General features: G+C 62.5%; 15 protein-coding genes and 4 tRNA genes. 14 read left to right on the forward strand and 5 right to left on the reverse strand.

Annotated elements, in window-relative coordinates; genetic code table 11:
* Positions 1–363 precede the first annotated feature (363 nt).
* The 7 genes from PCE31107_RS08370 to PCE31107_RS08400 all read left to right on the forward strand — a co-directional run bounded on the left by PCE31107_RS08370 (position 364) and on the right by PCE31107_RS08400 (position 8,500).
* On the forward strand, positions 364–2,133 hold the full coding sequence (locus PCE31107_RS08370) for an acetolactate synthase 3 catalytic subunit (protein WP_150607742.1): 1,770 nt from the start codon (positions 364–366) through the stop codon (positions 2,131–2,133).
* A gap of 82 nt (positions 2,134–2,215) precedes the next feature.
* Positions 2,216–2,707, forward strand: a complete 492-nt coding sequence (gene ilvN, locus PCE31107_RS08375) for an acetolactate synthase small subunit (RefSeq protein WP_130026289.1) — start codon at positions 2,216–2,218, stop codon at positions 2,705–2,707.
* A gap of 78 nt (positions 2,708–2,785) precedes the next feature.
* Positions 2,786–3,802, forward strand: coding sequence for a ketol-acid reductoisomerase (gene ilvC / locus PCE31107_RS08380; RefSeq protein WP_017233287.1), 1,017 nt, complete (start codon positions 2,786–2,788; stop codon positions 3,800–3,802).
* A 378-nt stretch (positions 3,803–4,180) separates the two neighbouring features.
* Complete coding sequence (locus PCE31107_RS08385) at positions 4,181–4,816, forward strand: phosphatidylserine decarboxylase (protein ID WP_026131823.1); 636 nt, start codon at positions 4,181–4,183, stop codon at positions 4,814–4,816.
* A 157-nt stretch (positions 4,817–4,973) separates the two neighbouring features.
* Positions 4,974–5,852: a CDP-diacylglycerol--serine O-phosphatidyltransferase gene (gene pssA, locus PCE31107_RS08390; protein ID WP_130026288.1), complete on the forward strand. Its 879-nt coding sequence runs from the start codon at positions 4,974–4,976 to the stop codon at positions 5,850–5,852.
* Positions 5,853–6,045: 193 nt separating this feature from the next.
* Complete coding sequence (gene lysM, locus PCE31107_RS08395) at positions 6,046–6,531, forward strand: peptidoglycan-binding protein LysM (protein ID WP_150607744.1); 486 nt, start codon at positions 6,046–6,048, stop codon at positions 6,529–6,531.
* A 424-nt stretch (positions 6,532–6,955) separates the two neighbouring features.
* On the forward strand, positions 6,956–8,500 hold the full coding sequence (locus tag PCE31107_RS08400; protein WP_150607746.1) for a 2-isopropylmalate synthase: 1,545 nt from the start codon (positions 6,956–6,958) through the stop codon (positions 8,498–8,500).
* Between the two features lie 109 nt (positions 8,501–8,609).
* Here the strand turns inward: PCE31107_RS08400 and PCE31107_RS08405 are convergent, their stop codons facing one another.
* The gene (locus PCE31107_RS08405; RefSeq protein ID WP_246181764.1) at positions 8,610–9,191 is read right to left on the reverse strand and encodes a hypothetical protein; all 582 of its coding nucleotides are present in this window, start codon (positions 9,189–9,191) and stop codon (positions 8,610–8,612) included.
* Between the two features lie 143 nt (positions 9,192–9,334).
* Between PCE31107_RS08405 and PCE31107_RS08410 the strand changes: the two genes are divergently transcribed.
* The 7 genes from PCE31107_RS08410 to PCE31107_RS08440 all read left to right on the forward strand — a co-directional run bounded on the left by PCE31107_RS08410 (position 9,335) and on the right by PCE31107_RS08440 (position 14,531).
* Positions 9,335–10,609 carry a branched-chain amino acid ABC transporter substrate-binding protein gene (locus PCE31107_RS08410; RefSeq protein ID WP_150607748.1) on the forward strand — a complete coding sequence of 425 codons (1,275 nt, stop codon included), beginning with the start codon at positions 9,335–9,337 and terminating at the stop codon, positions 10,607–10,609.
* 305 nt (positions 10,610–10,914) lie between these two features.
* Entirely contained in the window at positions 10,915–11,184 is a 270-nt protein-coding gene (gene rpsO / locus PCE31107_RS08415; RefSeq protein ID WP_017233294.1) for a 30S ribosomal protein S15, read from the forward strand.
* A gap of 341 nt (positions 11,185–11,525) precedes the next feature.
* The gene (gene pnp, locus PCE31107_RS08420) at positions 11,526–13,682 is read left to right on the forward strand and encodes a polyribonucleotide nucleotidyltransferase (protein WP_026131825.1); all 2,157 of its coding nucleotides are present in this window, start codon (positions 11,526–11,528) and stop codon (positions 13,680–13,682) included.
* A 183-nt stretch (positions 13,683–13,865) separates the two neighbouring features.
* Positions 13,866–13,941, forward strand: a tRNA-Ala gene (locus PCE31107_RS08425).
* Between the two features lie 163 nt (positions 13,942–14,104).
* Positions 14,105–14,180 (forward strand) — tRNA-Glu (locus PCE31107_RS08430).
* Positions 14,181–14,278: 98 nt separating this feature from the next.
* Positions 14,279–14,355: transfer RNA gene (locus PCE31107_RS08435), tRNA-Asp, on the forward strand.
* A gap of 99 nt (positions 14,356–14,454) precedes the next feature.
* Positions 14,455–14,531 (forward strand) — tRNA-Asp (locus PCE31107_RS08440).
* Positions 14,532–14,784: 253 nt separating this feature from the next.
* Here PCE31107_RS08440 and PCE31107_RS08445 read toward each other — a convergent pair.
* From PCE31107_RS08445 to PCE31107_RS08460, 4 genes are all read right to left on the reverse strand, one after another.
* Entirely contained in the window at positions 14,785–16,134 is a 1,350-nt protein-coding gene (locus PCE31107_RS08445; protein ID WP_150607750.1) for an MATE family efflux transporter, read from the reverse strand.
* Between the two features lie 39 nt (positions 16,135–16,173).
* A complete protein-coding gene (locus tag PCE31107_RS08450) occupies positions 16,174–17,904 on the reverse strand; it encodes an ArnT family glycosyltransferase (RefSeq protein ID WP_130026284.1) in 1,731 nt (576 codons plus the stop codon).
* A gap of 306 nt (positions 17,905–18,210) precedes the next feature.
* Complete coding sequence (locus tag PCE31107_RS08455) at positions 18,211–18,477, reverse strand: type B 50S ribosomal protein L31 (RefSeq protein ID WP_017233299.1); 267 nt, start codon at positions 18,475–18,477, stop codon at positions 18,211–18,213.
* 186 nt (positions 18,478–18,663) lie between these two features.
* Entirely contained in the window at positions 18,664–19,515 is an 852-nt protein-coding gene (locus tag PCE31107_RS08460) for a M90 family metallopeptidase (protein ID WP_130026283.1), read from the reverse strand.
* Positions 19,516–19,552 lie beyond the last annotated feature (37 nt).

Genomic DNA, 19,552 nt, shown 5'->3' on the forward strand with positions numbered 1-19,552 from the left:
CGGATGCTACCAAAAACGCGCTGTGCTGTAACCGCTTTTGCTTGCGGTGGTGCCGGTTTGCGACGGCGCCGGGCTCGCCAGCTTCCTATCGTGTGAAGATTGTGCACCGGCTTGGGGCGACGTGGGGCATGGCGTGGGGATTCTGCGAGGCCCACTTTGCAGTCATGCTGCAAATGCATAAACCTGCTTGACCATTTTGCTGCAAACCGGTAATGTTGCCAGTTCGCAATATCTGTGATTGTCTCAATATCGGCACGCCTATCCGGGGTGTCCATCATTCAGACGCGCAGCTTGAGCCCGAACCACAAGTTCGCGGGGAGAGCACCCGATCAAAATTTTTGCCGAAACTTTGAAAGGTCGACGATGAATATGCCAAGCGCGGAATTCTCCGAGGCGGAAGCTACACGCCACCAAAATACTTCCGAAGACATGATTGGCGCCGAGATTCTCGTGCGCTCGCTTCAGGAAGAAGGGGTCGAACATCTGTGGGGTTATCCCGGCGGTTCGGTTCTCTACATCTACGACGAACTCTACAAGCAGGACAAGATCCAGCACATCCTGGTGCGCCATGAGCAAGCCGCCGTGCATGCGGCCGACGCTTATTCGCGTTCCACCGACAAGGTTGGTGTATGTCTCGTGACGTCCGGCCCCGGCGTGACCAATGCGGTTACCGGGATCGCCACGGCGTACATGGATTCGATCCCGCTCGTCATCATCACCGGGCAGGTGCCCACGGCCGCCATCGGCCAGGACGCCTTCCAGGAATGCGACACGGTCGGTATTACCCGTCCGTGCGTCAAGCACAACTTCCTCGTGAAGGATGTGCGCGATCTCGCCGCGACCATCAAGAAAGCCTTCTATATCGCCAAGACGGGCCGTCCGGGCCCGGTGCTGGTCGATATTCCGAAGGACGTGTCCAAGACGCGCTGCCGCTTCGAATATCCGAAGTCGGTGTCGCTGCGCTCGTACAACCCGGTCACGAAGGGTCACTCGGGTCAGATTCGCAAGGCGATGAGCCTGCTGCTCTCGGCCAAGCGCCCCTATATCTATACGGGCGGCGGCATCATTCTGGCCGACGCGTCGAAGGAACTGAACCAGTTCTGCGACCTGCTCGGCTATCCGGTGACCAACACGCTCATGGGCCTGGGCGGGTATCGTGCGAGCGATCCCAAGTTCCTCGGCATGCTGGGCATGCACGGCACGTACGAAGCCAACATGGCCATGCAGCACTGCGACGTGCTCATCGCCATCGGTGCACGCTTCGACGACCGTGTGATCGGCAATCCGGAGCACTTCTCCTCGACCGCACGCAAGATCATTCACGTCGATATCGACCCGTCGTCGATTTCCAAACGTGTCAAGGTCGATATCCCGATCGTCGGCGACGTGAAGGAAGTGCTGCGCGAGATGATCGAGAACCTACAGACGGCGGAACACGGTCCGGACACCGAGGCGCTGGCCGACTGGTGGAAGCAGATCGAGGAATGGCGCTCGCGCGATTGCCTCGCGTTCGATCGAGCGAGCGAGATCATCAAGCCGCAACATGTGGTCGAGACGTACTGGAAGCTCACCGATGGTGAAGCCTTCGTGTGCTCGGACGTCGGCCAGCACCAGATGTGGGCGGCGCAGTACTACCGCTTCAACAAGCCGCGCCGCTGGATCAACTCGGGCGGCCTGGGCACGATGGGCTTCGGCCTGCCGGCGGCCATGGGCGTGAAGATGGCGCACCCGGATGCCGAAGTCGCCTGTATTACCGGCGAAGGCTCGATCCAGATGTGCATCCAGGAACTCTCGACGTGCCTGCAATACCGCACGCCGATCAAGATTCTGTCGCTCAACAACCGCTATCTGGGCATGGTTCGCCAGTGGCAGCAGATCGAATACAGCAAGCGCTACTCCAGTTCGTACATGGACGCGCTGCCCGACTTCGTGAAGCTTGCCGAGGCGTACGGTCATGTGGGCATTCGCATCGAGAAGTCGTCGGACGTCGAGCCCGCACTGCGCGAGGCGTTGCGCCTGAAGGATCGTACGGTATTCATGGATTTCCAAACGGATCCCACCGAAAACGTCTGGCCGATGGTCCAGGCGGGCAAGGGCATCAGCGAGATGCTGCTCGGTTCGGAAGATCTGTAAGCCGAGGCGCGCGCCGACCGTCGCCGCCGTCAAGGCCGGCGCGGGCGCGACGTCCCCACACTAGGACAATCCGGGATACACCATGAGGCATATTATTTCTGTTTTGCTCGAGAACGAGCCGGGCGCGCTGTCGCGCGTGGTGGGCCTGTTTTCGGCGCGTGGCTACAATATCGAGACCCTCACCGTCGCGCCGACCGAAGATCGGTCGCTCTCGCGCATGACGGTGGTCACGACGGGCTCCGACGACGTCATCGAACAGATCACCAAGCACCTGAACCGGCTCATCGAGGTGGTGAAGGTGGTGGATCTGACCGAAGGGGCGCATATCGAACGTGAGCTGATGCTCATCAAGGTGCGCGCTGTGGGCAAGGAGCGAGAAGAGATGAAGCGGATGTCGGATATTTTCCGCGGCCGCATCATTGACGTTACTGAAAAGACCTATACGATCGAACTGACCGGGAATTCGGCGAAACTCGACGCCTTCATCGACGGGCTCGATCGTACGGCGATTCTCGAGACGGTTCGTACCGGTGGCTCGGGCATCGGGCGCGGTGAGCGCATCCTGAAAGTCTGATCGGTAGCGGCAACGCGGTAAGCGGATTTCGATCCATTCTGATTTGAGTAATTTTTTGGCATTACGGGACAATTCCAAATGAAAGTTTTCTACGACAAAGACGCCGACCTCTCCCTCATCAAGGGCAAGCAAGTGACGATCATCGGCTATGGCTCGCAAGGCCATGCCCACGCCCAGAACCTGAAGGACAGCGGTGTGAACGTGACGGTCGGTCTGCGCAAGAATGGCGCTTCGTGGAACAAGGCGGTCGGCGCCGGCCTGAACACCAAGGAAGTGGCGGAAGCCGTGAAGTCGGCCGACATCGTCATGATGCTGCTGCCGGACGAGCAGATCGGCGACGTGTACAAGAACGAAGTGCACGGCAACATCAAGGAAGGCGCCGCCCTGGCCTTCGCGCACGGCTTCAACGTGCATTACGGCTGCGTGATTCCGCGCGCTGACCTCGACGTCATCATGATCGCCCCGAAGGCCCCGGGCCACACGGTGCGCTCGACGTACTCGCAAGGCGGCGGCGTGCCCCACCTGATCGCCGTGGCACAGGACAAGTCGGGCGCCGCGCGCGACATCGCCCTGTCGTACGCTGCCGCGAACGGCGGCGGCCGTGCCGGCATCATCGAGACGAACTTCCGCGAAGAGACGGAAACCGACCTGTTCGGTGAACAAGCCGTGCTGTGCGGCGGTACCGTCGAGCTGATCAAGGCCGGTTTCGAAACGCTGGTCGAAGCCGGTTATGCGCCGGAAATGGCCTACTTCGAGTGCCTGCACGAACTCAAGCTGATCGTCGACCTGATCTATGAAGGCGGCATCGCCAACATGAACTATTCGATCTCGAACAACGCCGAGTACGGTGAGTACGTCACCGGCCCGCGTGTCGTGACCGAAGAGACGAAGAAGGCGATGAAGCAGTGCCTGACCGATATCCAGACCGGCGAGTACGCCAAGTCGTTCATCCTGGAAAACAAGGCGGGTGCCCCGACCCTGATCTCGCGTCGTCGCATCACGGCCGAGCACCAAATCGAGCAAGTGGGCGGCAAGCTGCGCGCAATGATGCCGTGGATCGCCAAGAACAAGCTCGTCGACCAGTCGAAGAACTAAGTACGACGCGCCGCAAGATGCGTACGCCCGGCAGCGTGTGGGCGTCGCACTGGCGGCGCACGGCAGGCGGCTTGGGCGCGTCAAGCGCATCGTGCGTTTGAGCGCCGGAACCGCCGCGCCTGGCCGTCCGTTTTGCTGTAGCTGTCGCTATGGCAAGGCGGACGGCTTTTTTCGTTTCCTCTCCCCCCGCATCGACCGTGAACCGGCGCCGTGGCGCCTCGATGTGGCCGGCTTTGCGGTGGCGACGCCGATCGGTCGATTGGGGAAAAAGTGTCGCCGCGCCGCGCGCATTGCTACAATGCCGCCACGTCACGGTTTGGCCCAACGCAGGCCGACCCGCTCACTCAACCGTTTTACCAAGGACGCGAGTTCAATCGCATGAATTATCCTCACCCGATCATTGCCCGCGAGGGCTGGCCCTTCCTGGGTATCGCCGTCGCCGTGGCGCTCGTCGTGCACTTCATGGCCGGCGTGCTGTGGGCCGCGCCGTTCTGGGTGATCGCCCTGTTTGTCCTGCAGTTCTTCCGTGATCCGCCGCGGCAGGTGCCGCAGCAGGCCGGCGCCGTACTTTCGCCCGCCGACGGCCGCATCGTGGCCATCGAAACCACGCAAGATCCGTACGCTGGCCGTGAAGCGCTGAAGATCAGCGTGTTCATGAACGTTTTCAACGTGCACTCGAATCGTGCCCCGGTTGACGGCACGGTGACCAAGGTGGAATATTTCCCGGGACGTTTCTTCAACGCCGATCTCGACAAGGCATCGCTCGAAAACGAGCGCAATGCGCTGGTGATCGACGTGGGGGGGCAGATCGTCACGAGCGTGCAGGTCGCGGGACTCATCGCGCGCCGGATTTTGTGCTACGTGAAGGTGGGCGATACGCTTTCGCGCGGTCAGCGTTACGGGTTCATTCGTTTCGGTTCGCGGGTCGACGTGTACCTGCCGCTGGGCTCGCGTCCGCGCGTGACCATCGGCGAGAAGGTGTCGGCGACCTCGACGATCCTCGCCGAGCTGTAAGCCACGCGAGCCCACGGACCACGGCCGTGTGCGGCCGCGCGACTTCCTGTCGTGCGTCACCGTGTCGCGGCCTGCAACTGCTTTCGCTTCTTGCGTTCCAATCGCGGTGATCCGTTGCGGGATCGCCCGCTGTCATAGCATCGTCAAGGAGGTCCGCATGCCGGAAAACCATCGCGGCCGCTTGCGCAATAATGTCAGGCATCTCTCGGCGTTCAGCCGTCACAACCCTTCATCCGCAGAGCCATTGATGAACGAAGACCACGACCACGGTGTGGAGGACGATCTGCCGGTGCGCCCGCGCAATCGCGGCATCTATCTGTTGCCGAACGCCTTTACGACCGCCGCGCTGTTCTGCGGCTTCTTCGCGATCGTGCAGGCCATGAACGATCGTTTCGAGCAGGCCGCCATCGCGATCTTCTTCGCCATGGTGCTCGATGGCATGGACGGGCGCGTGGCACGTATGACCAACACGCAGAGCGCGTTCGGCGAGCAATACGATTCGCTCTCGGACATGACCTCGTTCGGCGTAGCGCCGGCGTTGGTGATGTACGAATGGATTCTCCATGAGATCGGCAAGTGGGGCTGGCTCGCCGCGTTCGTCTACGTGGCCTGCGCGGCGTTGCGGCTGGCGCGCTTCAATACGAACATCGGCGTGGTCGACAAGCGCTTCTTCCAGGGCTTGGCGAGTCCGGCGGCCGCGGCGCTTATTGCCGGTTTCGTGTGGATTACGATCGACAACAAATTACCGGTCAACGTTTTCTGGATGCCCTGGGTGGCATTCGGGCTGACGATTTACGCGGGGATGTCGATGGTATCGAATGCGCCGTTCTATAGCGGCAAGGCGCTCGATGTGCGTCAGCGGGTGTCGTTCGGCGTGGTGCTGCTCTTCATGGTCGGCTTCATTCTCGTGTCGTCCGACCCGCCGCTGGTGCTCTTCGGCATGTTCTGTCTGTACAGCGTTTCCGGCTATGTGCTCTGGGCCTTCCGCTTTCTGAAGGGGCGCCGGCAGCGCATTTTCGGCGACGTCGACGAATAACGTGGCAAAACAAGGGGCGTCTCGGTGCGCCCCTTGTCACATTCGCCTGTCAGGCTTGTCGGGCGATCGTTTGCGGTGCGATGTTGTAGTCTTGCGAATGCAGGCCGGAAGTTTTCCCTGGCCCGGGCAGGTCGTGGCAACGCTGAGCCGACCCGGTGCCGTTTCGATGGTTCGACGTGACGAAGGAGCAAGCATGGGCATTCTGGACTTTGTGAAAGAAGCCGGCGAGGCACTGTTGGGCGGCCAGGCGCAAGCCGCGGAGGCGCCCCCGCCGGGGCCTGACGCGGACGAAGCCAACCGCAACGCGGCTGACGCCATCGAGGCGTACATCAAGACGCAGAACCTCGACGCGACCGGCCTGACCGTCACGTTCGACGGCGCGTCGCGCACGGTGACGGTGTTCGGCGTGGCCCCGGATCAAGCGACCAAGGAAAAGATCCTGCTGTGCTGCGGCAATGTGAAGGGCGTCGAGAAGGTGGACGACCGGATGTCGGTGTCGACGGCGTCGGCCGAGGCGACGTTTCACACCGTGGAGAAGGGCGATACGTTGTCGGCGATCTCGAAGAAGGTCTACGGTGACGCCAACCGATACAACGCCATCTTCGAGGCCAACAAGCCGATGCTTTCCAGCCCGGACCGAATCTATCCGGGACAGGTGCTGCGCATTCCGGTGGCCTGATCGTCGTTTGTCTCGTGATATCCAGCCCGGCGCCGTGCCGGGCTGTTCATTGGTGGCGCAGGCAGGATCGTGGGCTCGCGAGCGCCTGTCTGCATGCGGCTTGCAGCCCGCGCCGCGCGTTGCGAAATCACCCGATTGCGACTATATTGGCGCTCATGATTTCAGGCGCCGCCCCGGCTTCGGACCTTCCTCTCGCACCGCCAACGCTATGCCATGCCCCCGTCCGCGGGCCGGCCATGCCTGCGCGCGTCGCGCGCTGATTTCCTCCCGGTAGTTGCCCGCCCGTTCGACGATCCGTCCGCCCGTGTTGCCTGCTGCGTGAGCACAGTGTCGTGGGCGGCCAGGCGTCCGTCGACTTGCGAATGCGCCGCCCCCGAACATCAAGAACAAACTGAACCCTACAAGATCCCCACTGGAGAAAGTCATGGCCGACAAGCTGATCATTTTCGATACGACCTTGCGCGACGGTGAGCAGTCGCCCGGCGCGTCGATGACGCGCGATGAGAAGATTCGCATCGCCCGCCAGCTGGAGCGTCTGCGCGTGGACGTGATCGAAGCCGGCTTCGCCGCCAGCTCGAACGGCGACTTCGAGGCCATCCGGGCCATCGCCGGCATCATCAAGGACAGTACCGTCTGCTCGCTTGCGCGTGCCAACGACCGCGATATCGCCCGTGCCGCCGAGGCCCTCAAGGGCGCGAACTCGTCGCGTATCCATACGTTCATCGCTACGTCGCCGCTGCACATGGAGAAGAAGCTGCGCATGAGCCCGGATCAGGTGCTCGAGCAGGCGAAACTCGCCGTGCGGTATGCGCGTCAGTTCACCGACAATATCGAATTCTCACCGGAAGACGGCAGCCGCTCGGAGCTGGATTTCCTTTGCCGCGTGCTGGAAGCCGTCATCAACGAAGGCGCGACGACCATCAACGTGGCCGATACCGTGGGTTACGGCGTGCCGGAACTTTACGGCCAGCTCGTACGCACGCTGCGCGAGCGTGTGCCGAATTCGGACAAGGCGGTCTGGTCGGTGCACTGCCACAACGATCTGGGCATGGCCGTCGCGAACTCGTTGGCCGGGGTGCAGTTGGGGGGCGCGCGTCAGATCGAATGCACGATCAATGGTCTGGGCGAGCGCGCGGGTAATACGGCACTCGAAGAAGTCGTGATGGCGATCAAGACCCGCAAGGATTACTTCGGTCTGGAACTCGGCATCGATACAACGCAAATCGTGCCGGCCTCGAAGCTCGTCTCGCAGATCACCGGCTTCAGCGTTCAGCCGAACAAGGCGGTGGTGGGCGCCAACGCGTTCGCGCACGCCTCGGGCATCCACCAGGACGGCGTGCTCAAGGCGCGCGACACCTACGAGATCATGCGGGCGGAAGATGTGGGCTGGACCGCCAACAAGATCGTGCTCGGCAAGCTCTCGGGCCGCAACGCCTTCAAGCAGCGCCTTCAGGAGCTGGGCATCGAGATGGCGTCGGAGCAGGACGTGAATGCCGCGTTCGCCCGCTTCAAGGAGCTGGCTGACCAGAAGGCTGAAATCTTCGACGAGGATATTCTGGCGATCGTCTCGAATGAAGCGCAGGCCGACAGCAGCGAGCATTTCCATCTCGTGTCGATGGCGCAGCACTCCGAGACGGGTGAGCGCCCGAGCGCGCACGTGGTCTTCACCGCGCAGGGCAAGGAACTCGTGGGAGATGCCGAGGGTAACGGCCCGGTCGACGCCGTGCTCAATGCCATTGAATCGCAGGTGCAAAGCGGCGCGGAGCAACTGCTGTATTCGGTGAATGCGATCACGACGGGCACGCAATCGCAGGGCGAGGTGACCGTGCGGCTGTCGAAGGGCGGGCGCATCGTGAACGGCGTGGGCACGGATCCGGATATCGTCGCGGCGTCTGCCAAGGCCTATCTGTCCGCGCTCAACAAGCTGTATTCGAAGGCCGAGAAGCTCAACCCGCAGTTGACGCCGTAATTGGGGGGGCGCCCCGGCGTCCTTGAAGGCCGCGGTATCGACGTGACAACGCCCGCATCCGGCAATCCGGCATGCGGGCGTTTTGCTTTCGGTGGTGCCCGAAAGGCGATCAGAACAGGTCGTGATTGAACTTCTCGTGCAGCGGATCGGGGCTGATCTGCGTGGTTTTGACGATGCCATCCGCATCGAAGTAGAAGTTCATCATCGAGTACCAGACGTCGTCCTGCTTGAAGCGATAGGTCCAGACTTCGCGCTTCATGAGCGGAAAGTACGACGTTTCGACGGGCTCGCCGAAGTGATGCAGCACGTCGGTTTTCGTCCACTTGTCGATCTCGACCTTGTTGAATTCCGGCGTCGAGAGCACTTGCGCGGTGCCCAGCAGGCGGCCTTGGGCATCGAAGTCGGCGGCGATCGTCTCTTCGCCAAACGGCTTGCTCGGATAGAGCCAGCGGGTCACGCCGGGGCTGAGCGGATAGACTTCCCTCGGTTTGCCCAGCCGTGCCTGCACCTCGGCCTGCGAGGCGTTGGGTGAAAAGGTTTGCCACGGGGGCGTGTAGCAGGCGCTCAGCGAGAGCGCAAGCGCGCCGCCCAACAGCCAGCGCAGCAACACGGCGGTGCGTGATGCGCCGGGGGAGGGGGAAGCGGTGTTCGGGGGGGCGATGCCCGCGCGTGCCCGAGTCGAATCAGTCATGAATGGCCTCGCGTCAGAGGAAGACGGCCGCAGGGCGGCATGCCGATAGCATACCGCCGTGCGGCGCGTCCCGGGGCGCGGCGGCTTGCCGGGGGCGGGTAGGGGGCGTTATGATTCGCGCCGACACAGTCTCAGAGGCTTCGATGAAAGTTCACGTCTTGCTGGCGCGCTTGAGCGCGGTTTTGTGCGCCGCCGGCCTGCTGGCCGCGACCAGCCTTGCCCACGCGGCACCGCCGATCCGGCTCGCGCTCATCGAGGGGATGAGCGGCCCCTTCGGCAATGCCGGCGCCATGGTCGAGCGCAATTTGCGCTTCGCGATCGAGCGCGTGAACGCGCGCGGCGGGGTGAAGTTGCGCGACGGCGCGCATCCGTTCGAGCTGACGGTATTCGACAGCAAGGGCGGCGTCGAGGATAGCCTGGTGCAACTCAAGGCGGCCGGCGATCTGGGCATTCCGTTCGTCTTGCAGGGCAACAGTTCGGCCGTTGCGTCGGCGTTGATCGATGCGATCAACAAACGCAATGCGCGCGAGCCGGGGCAGCGCATGCTGTTCTTCAATTACTCGGCCGTCGACACGGCGCTCACCAACGAACAGTGCAGTTTCTGGCATTTCGCCTTCGACGCCAATGCCGCCATGCGCATGCAGGCGTTGACCGAGGCCATCAAACAAGATCCGAGCATCCAGAAGGTCTACCTGCTCAACCAGGACTACAGCTTCGGCCGGCAGGTCGCCGGGCTCGCCCGACAGATGATTGGCGCCAAGCGCCCGGACGTGCAGATCGTGGGTGAGCAGTTCAGCCCGGTGGGGCGCGTGAAGGACTTCACGCCCTATCTTGCGCGCATTCGCGCGGCAGGTGCCGATACGGTGGTGACGGGGAGTTGGGGCAACGACCTGACATTGCTCGTCAAGGCCGCACGCGAACAGGGGATGGAGCTCAAGTTCTACACGTTCTATGGCAACGCCCTCGGTGCGCCGGCAGCACTGGGCGAGGCGGGGGTTGGTCGCGTGTACGCCGTGGCCGAATGGCACCCGAACGTCGGCGGCGAGGCGTCGGATGCGTTCTACAAGGCGTTCCGTGCGCGTTATCCGGAGGCGCGCGACGACTATGCGCTGCTGCGCATGAGCGTGATGATCGACATGATTGCCGCGGCGCTCGAGCAGGCCGGCACCACCGATGTGACGACCGTGGCGCGGGCGCTGCAGAACCGCCGGATTCGCGAGGCGCCGGTCGACGCATGGATGCGTCCGAACGACCACCAGCTGATCGAGCCCTTGTACGTGTCGGTCATGCGCCGCGCGGGCGAGCCCGGGGTGAAGTTCGACAACGAAGGCTCGGGCTTTGGGTTCAAGACAGTGCTCGAGCTGCCCGCCAACAAGGTGGCGTTGCCGAGTACTTGCCGGATGGCCCGCCAGCGGTGAACCGCCGGGAAGGGCGCAAGCGTTGGGGCGGGCTGGCGTGATGAAAAAAATAATTGGTCGAAATTTTCCGGATAATCCATCGAAATGGTCCGGATTATTTGGTGGAATGCCCGATTTTCAGCGCTCAAACCGTTCGCTCGGCCCCGTCTGAGGTGGCGTGGCGAGGAAAAGTATGGCGTCCGGGGGGCAACTCCCGTATAATCGCGCACTTGCAGTTTTGTTTATGTGCGGCAATGCCGCGCATGTTTTTGTAAGTTCACGGCACGGCCATTCTTCCGTGACCGCGTGTATCCAAAGGAAAGCAAATGACTACCGCAATGACCAAGAAGTCGGACGTCGTGGCGCAATTCGCCCGTGCCGCTAACGATACCGGCTCCCCCGAAGTGCAAGTTGCGCTGCTCACCACGCGCATCAACGAACTGACGCCGCACTTCAAGGCGCACATGAAGGATCACCACAGCCGCCGCGGTCTGCTGCGCATGGTGAGCCGTCGCCGCAAGCTGCTCGATTACCTCAAGGGCAAGGACGCAGATCGTTACCGCGCCCTGATCGAGAAGCTGGGCCTGCGTAAGTAAGCGATTGCGATTACGACGAGATGCCTGTATCAGCGTGCTGATGCAGGCATTTTGTTTTTGGGCGCGCCCTGACGGATGTCCTGAGGATGTCCGGCCGGTCGCGAACCTCACCGTTGGGCTGGGTTCTCCCCGGTTCCAGCAGTTCCTGTAGTTCCCACTTTATGGGGCCTCGTCGATAAGCAGGGCTTGTGTCATTCCAGCGTCGCCCGAGCGATGCCAATGTCTGCGCACCAAGGTGCCGGGCAACGCTGGAATGGCATAACACTCCCCCCTGCGAAGCGTCGGGATCACCCCGGCAGCGATATCGCGCCGCTGCTGCATTCGCGCGATTCGATATAGGAGTGCAAATGTTCAATAAAGTCGTCAAGTCTTTCCAATGGGGACAAAACACGGTTCGCATGGAGACGGGTGAGATTGCTCGCCAGGCATCCGGTGCCGTGCTCGTCGACATGGACGATACGGTCGTGCTGGCCACGGTCGTGGGTGCGAAGAGCGCCAAGTCGGGCCAGGATTTCTTCCCGCTGACCGTTGACTATCTGGAAAAGACTTACGCCGCCGGCAAGATCCCGGGGGGCTTCTTCAAGCGTGAAGGCCGTCCGTCGGAAAACGAAACGCTGACGTCGCGCCTGATCGACCGCCCGATCCGCCCGCTCTTCCCGGAAGGCTTCTACAACGAAGTCCAGGTTGTGGTGCAGGTCGTTTCGCTGAACCCGGAAGTGCCGGCGGATATCCCGGCCCTGATCGGCGCATCGGCAGCACTGTCGATCTCCGGTCTGCCGTTCAACGGCCCGGTAGGCGCCGCGCGCGTGGCCTACGTTGACGGTCAGTACGTGCTGAACCCGTCGCGTGAGCAGATCGCCCAGTCGAAGCTCGACCTCGTCGTTGCCGGTACGGAGCAAGCCGTGCTGATGGTCGAATCGGAAGCGAAAGAACTGCCGGAAGACGTGATGCTGGGCGCCGTGGTGTTCGGTCACGATCAAATGCAAACGGCGATCAACGCCATTCACGATCTGGTGCGCGACGCAGGCAAGGCCGAGTGGGATTGGGCCCCGGCCGCGAAGAATGAGGCGCTGATCGCACAAGTGTCGGCACTGGCGGACGCCTCGCTGCGCGCCGCTTACCAGACGCGCGAAAAGCAAGCGCGTACGCAACAACTGCGTGCCGTGACCAGCGACGTCATCGCCAAGCTGGGCGAAGCGGCGAGCGCCAAGGGCGAAGCCGCGCCGGACAGCATCGAAGTGGGCAACATCCTGTTCGATCTGGAAGCCAAGATCGTGCGTAGCCAGATTCTGGCTGGCGAGCCGCGTATCGACGGCCGCGACACGCGCACCGTGCGCCCGATCTCGATCCGCACCGGCGTGCTGCCGCGTGCCCACGGCTCGGCGCTGTTCACGCGTGGCGAAACGCAGGCCCTCGTGGTGGCCACGCTTGGCACCAAGAGCGACGAGCAGATCATCGACGCGCTGCAAGGCGAGTACCGCGATCGCTTCATGCTGCACTACAACTTCCCGCCGTTCTCGACGGGTGAAACGGGTCGCGTGGGTTCGCCCAAGCGCCGCGAAATCGGTCACGGCCGTCTGGCCAAGCGCGCTTTGGTGGCGTGTCTGCCGGGCGCCGACGATTTCGGTTACACCGTGCGTGTGGTGTCGGAAATCACCGAATCGAACGGTTCGTCGTCGATGGCCTCGGTGTGCGGGGGCAGCCTCGCCATGCTGGACGCCGGTGTGCCGCTGACGGCACCGGTCGCCGGTATCGCGATGGGCCTGATCCTCGAAGGCAACAAGTTTGCCGTGCTGACCGATATTCTCGGCGACGAAGATCACCTGGGCGACATGGACTTCAAGGTGGCGGGTACGTCGAACGGCGTCACCGCGCTGCAGATGGACATCAAGATCCAGGGCATCACGAAGGAAATCATGCAGGTCGCCCTGGCGCAAGCCAAGGAAGGCCGTCTGCATATTCTTGACAAGATGGCGCAAGCGCAGTCGGGCGTGCGTACGGAGCTGTCGGAATTCGCGCCGCGCATGGTCACCATCAAGATCAACCCGGAAAAGATCCGCGACGTGATCGGCAAGGGCGGTTCGGTGATCCGTGCACTGACGGAAGAGACCGGCACGAGCATCGATATTTCGGACGACGGCGTGGTGACGATTGCCAGCCCGAGCGCCGAAGGCATTGCGGAAGCGAAGCGTCGTATCGAGCTGATCACCGTGGAAGTCGAAGTGGGCCAGGTGTACGACGGTACCGTGCTGAAGCTGCTCGAGTTTGGCGCGATCGTGTCGGTGCTGCCGGGCAAGGATGGTCTGCTGCACATCTCCGAAATCGCCAACGAGCGCATCAAGGACATCAACGAGTACCTCAAGGAAGGCCAGGCGGTGCGCGTGAAGGTGATCCAGCAGGACGACAAGGGTCGTCTGCGTCTGTCGCACAAGGCGCTGACGGACGAAGAAAAGCAGGGTAGCCCGGCGCTGGTCAAGCGCGAAGGCGACGCCCAGTAATTCCGATGTCGGTATGAGGCTTGGCGGCGCGCGTTGGCGCGTCGCTGTGCCAATGAAAACGGCGACGCTTGCGCGTCGCCGTTTTCTTATCCGTCGCACGGATCGGCAAAATAATGCGGAAAAAATGCGAGAAGGGTATTTACAGAAAATGGGTTTGTCTTTAGAATCTCATTTCTCTGTTCGGGGGGTATAGCTCAGCTGGGAGAGCGCTTGCATGGCATGCAAGAGGTCAGCGGTTCGATCCCGCTTACCTCCACCACGGATTCCGAAGCTTGATTTTCAGGTGCATCGAACGAGCAAGATTCTTGCGAAAACGATGCAAATCACTTGAAAATAAAGCTTCACAAGCGAAGAAATGTTGTTTAGAATGGCGTTCTTCGCGAAATGCAGTAAAGCGAAACAGACAAGATTGTGACGATTTTGTCCCCTTCGTCTAGAGGCCTAGGACATCACCCTTTCACGGTGAGTACAGGGGTTCGAATCCCCTAGGGGACGCCAGAATTGGTGCCGGTAGCGAGTCGGTATCAGTTTAAAAATGCCACGCAGTGGGTGGCGTAAAGCCCGCTGGAAGTTTGGCGGGTTTTTTTGTCGGTTTTGGAGCGGTAGTTCAGTTGGTTAGAATACCGGCCTGTCACGCCGGGGGTCGCGGGTTCGAGCCCCGTCCGCTCCGCCAAAACCTACGTAGTTCGGCAATCTGCGCGTAACAACGCTGCAGTGTCGAATCGCTAGCAGGAAAGCAAAGTGAATCACATCACAATGCTGGAGCAAGTTTGGAGCGGTAGTTCAGTTGGTTAGAATACCGGCCTGTCACGCCGGGGGTCGCGGGTTCGAGCCCCGTCCGCTCCGCCAAACGAAGAAAGCCCAGGCTGATGCCTGGGCTTTTTTTATCGCTCGACGTTCATGATTTCGAGTCCTGCAACGGGGCTTTCAGGGCGTTTCGATACTATTTTCTTCCTATGCCTGTCGCCCTGAAATTGCGTGCGGATTTTTCGCGTAATTTCGCGAAAATGTGCAAATCATGCGCATTGATGATGGGCGTTGATCGCGCGCGGTAAGCCGTCGGGCCGTGGTGATGTTCCGAGTCGGCCCGAGGCGCGTGCGATCAGCCTTTGACGCGTACGATCCAGCGCAGATAAAGCAGCAAGCCGAAGGCGGCGACCGCCAGGCTCGTGCTGTTGGCGAACCAGAATCCTGCGGCGCCATGCAGCCACACCGGGGACAGCCCGCCGACGTCGAAGCCCAACACATAGCCACCCCCCAGTCCGACGCCCCAGAGTGATACGGCATAGATGACGGTCGGGATCACCGCAACCTTCCACGCACGCAACACGAAGACGGCACTTACCTGCAAGGCATCGAATACGTGATAGCCGGCGACGATGGCGAGTAATGGCATCGCGACCGCCGCGACCAGCGGATCCGACGTATAAGCCGCCAAAACCCACGGCCGGCAGAGTCCCATGACGCTCGCCAGCAACACGCCCAGCAGGCCAGCAAACTCGACGCCGCGGCGCCCGACCCGGCGCGCCAAGCGAAAGTCGCGCTTGCCGATGGCCTGCGCGGTGAGCGTCGCCGTCGCAATCGCAATCGACATCGGCAGCATATACATGAGCGCGCCGAGGTTCGCGGCAATCTGGTGACCGGCGAGCGTCACGTCGCCCAGGCGAGCAATGAAGATGGCCATGAACGAGAACGCCGTCACTTCGATCAGGTAGCTCAGTCCCATGGGTATGCCAAGCTTGAGCAGGGCACGAATCGCCGGCCAGTGCGGCCAGCAGAATCGGGAGAAGGTGGCGAAGTCACGCAACTTCGCGTGACGTGCCATCAGGGTGAGGCCGAGCGCACATGAGACCCAGTTGATGGCGGTCGTGGCAATGGCGCAGCCGGTGCTGCCGAGCGCTGGAATACCCAGCCGTTCTATGCCGTAAATCAGTGCCAGATTCAGTGGGACTTTCAAGGTCAGTCCCGTGACCTGAATGGCCATGACGATGCGAGGCTGCGCCACGGCGGTGGATAGCGAGGAGTACACACGAAAGAGCAGCGCGGCGGGCAGGCCGAACGCGAGCATCTGGAGATAGGCGCTCGCGCGCGCTTCGAGTTCGGGGGACGCTTCGGAGAGTCGCAGAATGAACTGCGGATGCGATAGCAACAGGACACCCGGCACGGCGAGGAACCCGGCGAGCCAGAACGCCTGACGCACTTCCTCGCCGATGCTTTCGCGCTCTCCCGCCCCGAAGCGTTGCGCGGCGATCGGGGAGAGCGCCACGAGCACGCCCATCAGGCCGACATACACCGTGATGTAGATCGACCCACCGAGGGCGAGCGATGCGAGATCGAACGCCGAGGCGCGACCGACCATCGCCGTGTCCATCACCCCGAAGGCGATGACGGCCAACTGGCCGATGAGCACCGGCCAGGCCAGTTCGGCAATGCGTTTGATGTCGTGCCACATGGCGTTGCGTGAGCGTCGCTAGCGATGGAGGGGGGGAGGTTAGCGCGGACGCGCCCCGCGCCGCCCCGGACGCTCCTGCAATACATAGAGGCGGAAGCGCTCGTCGCGGTCGGCCGCGCGGCGGCCTTCCCAGAGCTGACGCCATTCGTAGGGCGCCAGCGACAATGGTTCGCTGTAGTCCTGCGAGTCTTGGCGCAGCAGCACGTCGCAATCGTCGTTGGCCGTGCCGAAGCGCATCTTGCCGAAGTAGGCGAACGACGCGAGCTGCGCGTCGCCGACGCGGGCCGTGCGAATGCACGTGTAATCGGCGGGTAGATGGGCGGCGATCTGTGCGGCCACGTCGCGATAGGTTCTGCCGTAGTTCACGACGGGGAGCCACAGCGTCATGAGCAATACCCACATGAGGGTTGTGCCGCCGGACGACAGCACCACGCTGCGCCACAGGACTTTCGGGCTGCGCGACACGCGCCACGCCACCAGCGCGACCCAGGCGCCGGTCACGATCAGGGCGCTGATCAGCGTGACCCAGCTGAACTCGGGGACGAAGCCCGGGACCAGGCGCCGCAGATTGCGCGCCGTGGAGACCGGGAAGCCGGTGATGCCGGCGAGCCAGACGATCCAGACGAAGCCTGCCAGCACGGTAAACGACAGCACGGCGAACCAGTCGATGGCGTTGACCGTGCCGCGCTTGAGCGTGGGCAGGCCGAAGGCGGCGATGATCGACAGCGCGGGCAGCGCCAGCATGAAGAGCTGATTGCCCTGATGCGCCTGCAGCACGATCAGCACAAGAATCACGACGGCAAAGGCAAGCGCAATCGCGATGTGGGGCGCGCGCCGCATGCCGCGCCACGAGTAAAGCGACCACGCGGCGAGCGGCCATGCGGGCCAGGCAAACAGCGCCAGATTCTTGGCGATGTAGCTCAGCGAGGCGAGCGTCGGGCCGCTGAAGGTGTCCATGCCGATATCCGTCCACTCGCCGAGCCATTGGCGTGCGCCGCTGGCAAACTTGAGCGCCGCGAGCGGCCACGTGCAGGCAATGAGCAGCGTCACCGGCGTGGAGATCAGCAGCAGCATGCGCAAGGGCAGGGCGCGGCAGACAATGGCTGCGGCAATGCCTGCGAACCAAAGCGAGAGCGTCATCAGTGGTGAGGACGCGAGCGCCATGCCGCCCAGGGCGAGGCCGAACCAGACGGCGCCCTGACGCGGCTTGTCGAGGCTGCGCACGAGGCCGTAAATCGCCATCGAGATGAGTGTGAGCTGTCCGACGGCGGCCGTTGTCTCGTGTCCACGCTCGGCCAGACCGAAGCAGGCCAGAAGAATCAACAGGGCGCCGTCCGCGAGCGTGCGTCCATAGTCGCGCGGTTCTGGCTCGCCACCAAAGGCGTATTTGAACGGTTGCACTTCGGGGCGGCGACCGAGCAGATAGGTGCCATACCAGATGAACGTGCAGGTGGCGTAGAAGCACAGTCCGGTGACAATGCGCGCGGCGTCGGGGGCGTCGAGCCATGAGAAGGCGCGTATGGCGAGCGCACCGAGCCACGAGACGAGCGGGCCGGTGTCGTAAATGGGTTTGCCCGCGATGTTCGGTAGCAACCAGTCGGACAAGTGACCGTGCGCCATCGTCCACATGACGCCGAAACCTGCGGCGTCTTCGTTTTTCCACGGATCGCGACCGAACAACCCCGCCAGCACATAGATGACACAAATGGCGATCAGCAGCGAACGCGGTAGCGCGCTGGTGGCGGAGGCGGTGATGCGAACTCGTTTCATAGGCCGGACGACTGGATCGGCACGGCGGCCGGATCGGGGAGACTCAGAGGGCGAGCCGGAACGGGCTCGAAGGTGAAACTCGGGGTGCTGCTCAGGGCAAAACCAAGGGAAAACTCGGACAAATCGGAAAAGCCGACAGTATGACAGTAAGCCGTGCGGCGGCGCAGACCAGACCCAAGAAAAAAGGGCAGCCTGAGCTGCCCCTTTCCAATGCTTTCCACAACGCCGGGGTATTGCCCCAAGGTGCTGGCCCGCCAGTCTCTGCCGGGCCCCGCAGCGCGTTGTGTGGCGCGTCGCCGATAAAACTCAGGCGATCTTGCCGCCGGCGCGGTTGCCGAACTTCTGGCGGAACTTGTCGACGCGGCCAGCCGTGTCCATGATGCGTTGTTCGCCGGTGTAGAAGTTGTGCGAAGCCGACGACGTTTCGATCTTCACGAGCGGGTAGCTCTTGCCATCCTTCTCGGCCGTTTCCTTGGTGTGGATCGTCGAGCGGGTGATGAATTCGAAGTCGACGCCGGGCGTCATGTCGCGGAACAGGACTTCGCGGTATTCGGGGTGAATGCCTTCTTTCATGATGTACCTTGGGTTAAGTCGGTAGCCAGTCTGCGCGGGAGGAGGTTCGCCCGAGGTCGTTACCCCGGGAGGCACCCCGTTGGCCCGCTAACGCCATCGTCGTCATGCGACGAGAGGGACGTCAACCACTTTCCGGGTGAGTAAAACGCGCATTATGCCATGAAAACAATGACTTTCGCAAAGTTTTCACGGGTCGCTGGCGGGCGTGGATGCCGCTGTGTCGGGCGTGGCGTCGCCGGTGCCGGCGCTCACCGCCGGATCTTGCAGGAAATAGCGCGAGAACAGGGCGTACAAGGCGGGATAGGCGTCGCGGAAGGCCTCCGGGGCCACGAAGAACGCCTCGGCGCAGACGGCGAAGAACTCCGATTCGTGTTCGGTGGCGTAGGGGTCGAGCAGCGACGACGAGGCAAACGCGTCCCAGTGGGCATCCGGAACGTTGGACACATCGTGGCAGAACGCCTCGTATGCGGGATCGAAGACATCGCACCAGGCTTCGGGCGTGAGGTCGCCATGCACGCGCCGCAGCATCGGCGGCACGCCGTCGGCCTCGCCGCCTTCCATGTCGATCTTGTGGACGAACTCGTGAATCACCACGTTGTATGCCAGCACGTCGCGCGCCTGCACGTCTTGCCATGACAGGACGACGGGGCCACCCTCCCAGGCTTCACCGCTAGCCTCCTGCGTGACGTCATGCACCACGCCCGCTTCGTCCTGCACGGTTTTGCGAATCAGGAACTCGCCGGGATACAGCACGATGCCCGTCCAACCGCGATACAGCGCGCTCGGCAGATGGAGAATCGGCAAGCAGGCCTGCGCGGCCACCGAGACGCACATCGCTTCGGTCAATGGCAGGTCGTGCGCTGTCGAAAACTGTTTGGTGCCCAGGAAATCGGTGGCGAGCCCCCGGAGCTTGTCCAGGTCGGCTGGGCTGCGGCGTGCGAGGAACGGCAGGGCGCCCACGACTTCGTGCCAGACAGCATCGTCGATCATGGGGCGTGGATGGGAGTGCCGTAGGCGGGCGAGCAGAGACTTGAGCATGGAGAGCGAGGCCGGAAGTTGGGCACAACCACGGTGG

It is taken from the genome of Pandoraea cepalis (assembly GCF_902459625.1).
Lineage (GTDB): Bacteria > Pseudomonadota > Gammaproteobacteria > Burkholderiales > Burkholderiaceae > Pandoraea > Pandoraea cepalis.

Coding starts and splice junctions, on each gene's coding strand:
- PCE31107_RS08460 (WP_130026283.1), bottom strand. CDS start 19,515: ATGCTCAAGTCTCTGCTCGCCCGCCTACGGCACTCCCATCCACGCCCC.
- pssA (WP_130026288.1), top strand. CDS start 4,974: ATGCCGGAAAACCATCGCGGCCGCTTGCGCAATAATGTCAGGCATCTC.
- ilvN (WP_130026289.1), top strand. CDS start 2,216: ATGAGGCATATTATTTCTGTTTTGCTCGAGAACGAGCCGGGCGCGCTG.
- PCE31107_RS08385 (WP_026131823.1), top strand. CDS start 4,181: ATGAATTATCCTCACCCGATCATTGCCCGCGAGGGCTGGCCCTTCCTG.
- lysM (WP_150607744.1), top strand. CDS start 6,046: ATGGGCATTCTGGACTTTGTGAAAGAAGCCGGCGAGGCACTGTTGGGC.
- PCE31107_RS08405 (WP_246181764.1), bottom strand. CDS start 9,191: ATGACTGATTCGACTCGGGCACGCGCGGGCATCGCCCCCCCGAACACC.
- PCE31107_RS08450 (WP_130026284.1), bottom strand. CDS start 17,904: ATGAAACGAGTTCGCATCACCGCCTCCGCCACCAGCGCGCTACCGCGT.
- rpsO (WP_017233294.1), top strand. CDS start 10,915: ATGACTACCGCAATGACCAAGAAGTCGGACGTCGTGGCGCAATTCGCC.
- PCE31107_RS08370 (WP_150607742.1), top strand. CDS start 364: ATGAATATGCCAAGCGCGGAATTCTCCGAGGCGGAAGCTACACGCCAC.
- PCE31107_RS08410 (WP_150607748.1), top strand. CDS start 9,335: ATGAAAGTTCACGTCTTGCTGGCGCGCTTGAGCGCGGTTTTGTGCGCC.
- PCE31107_RS08455 (WP_017233299.1), bottom strand. CDS start 18,477: ATGAAAGAAGGCATTCACCCCGAATACCGCGAAGTCCTGTTCCGCGAC.
- ilvC (WP_017233287.1), top strand. CDS start 2,786: ATGAAAGTTTTCTACGACAAAGACGCCGACCTCTCCCTCATCAAGGGC.
- PCE31107_RS08445 (WP_150607750.1), bottom strand. CDS start 16,134: ATGTGGCACGACATCAAACGCATTGCCGAACTGGCCTGGCCGGTGCTC.
- PCE31107_RS08400 (WP_150607746.1), top strand. CDS start 6,956: ATGGCCGACAAGCTGATCATTTTCGATACGACCTTGCGCGACGGTGAG.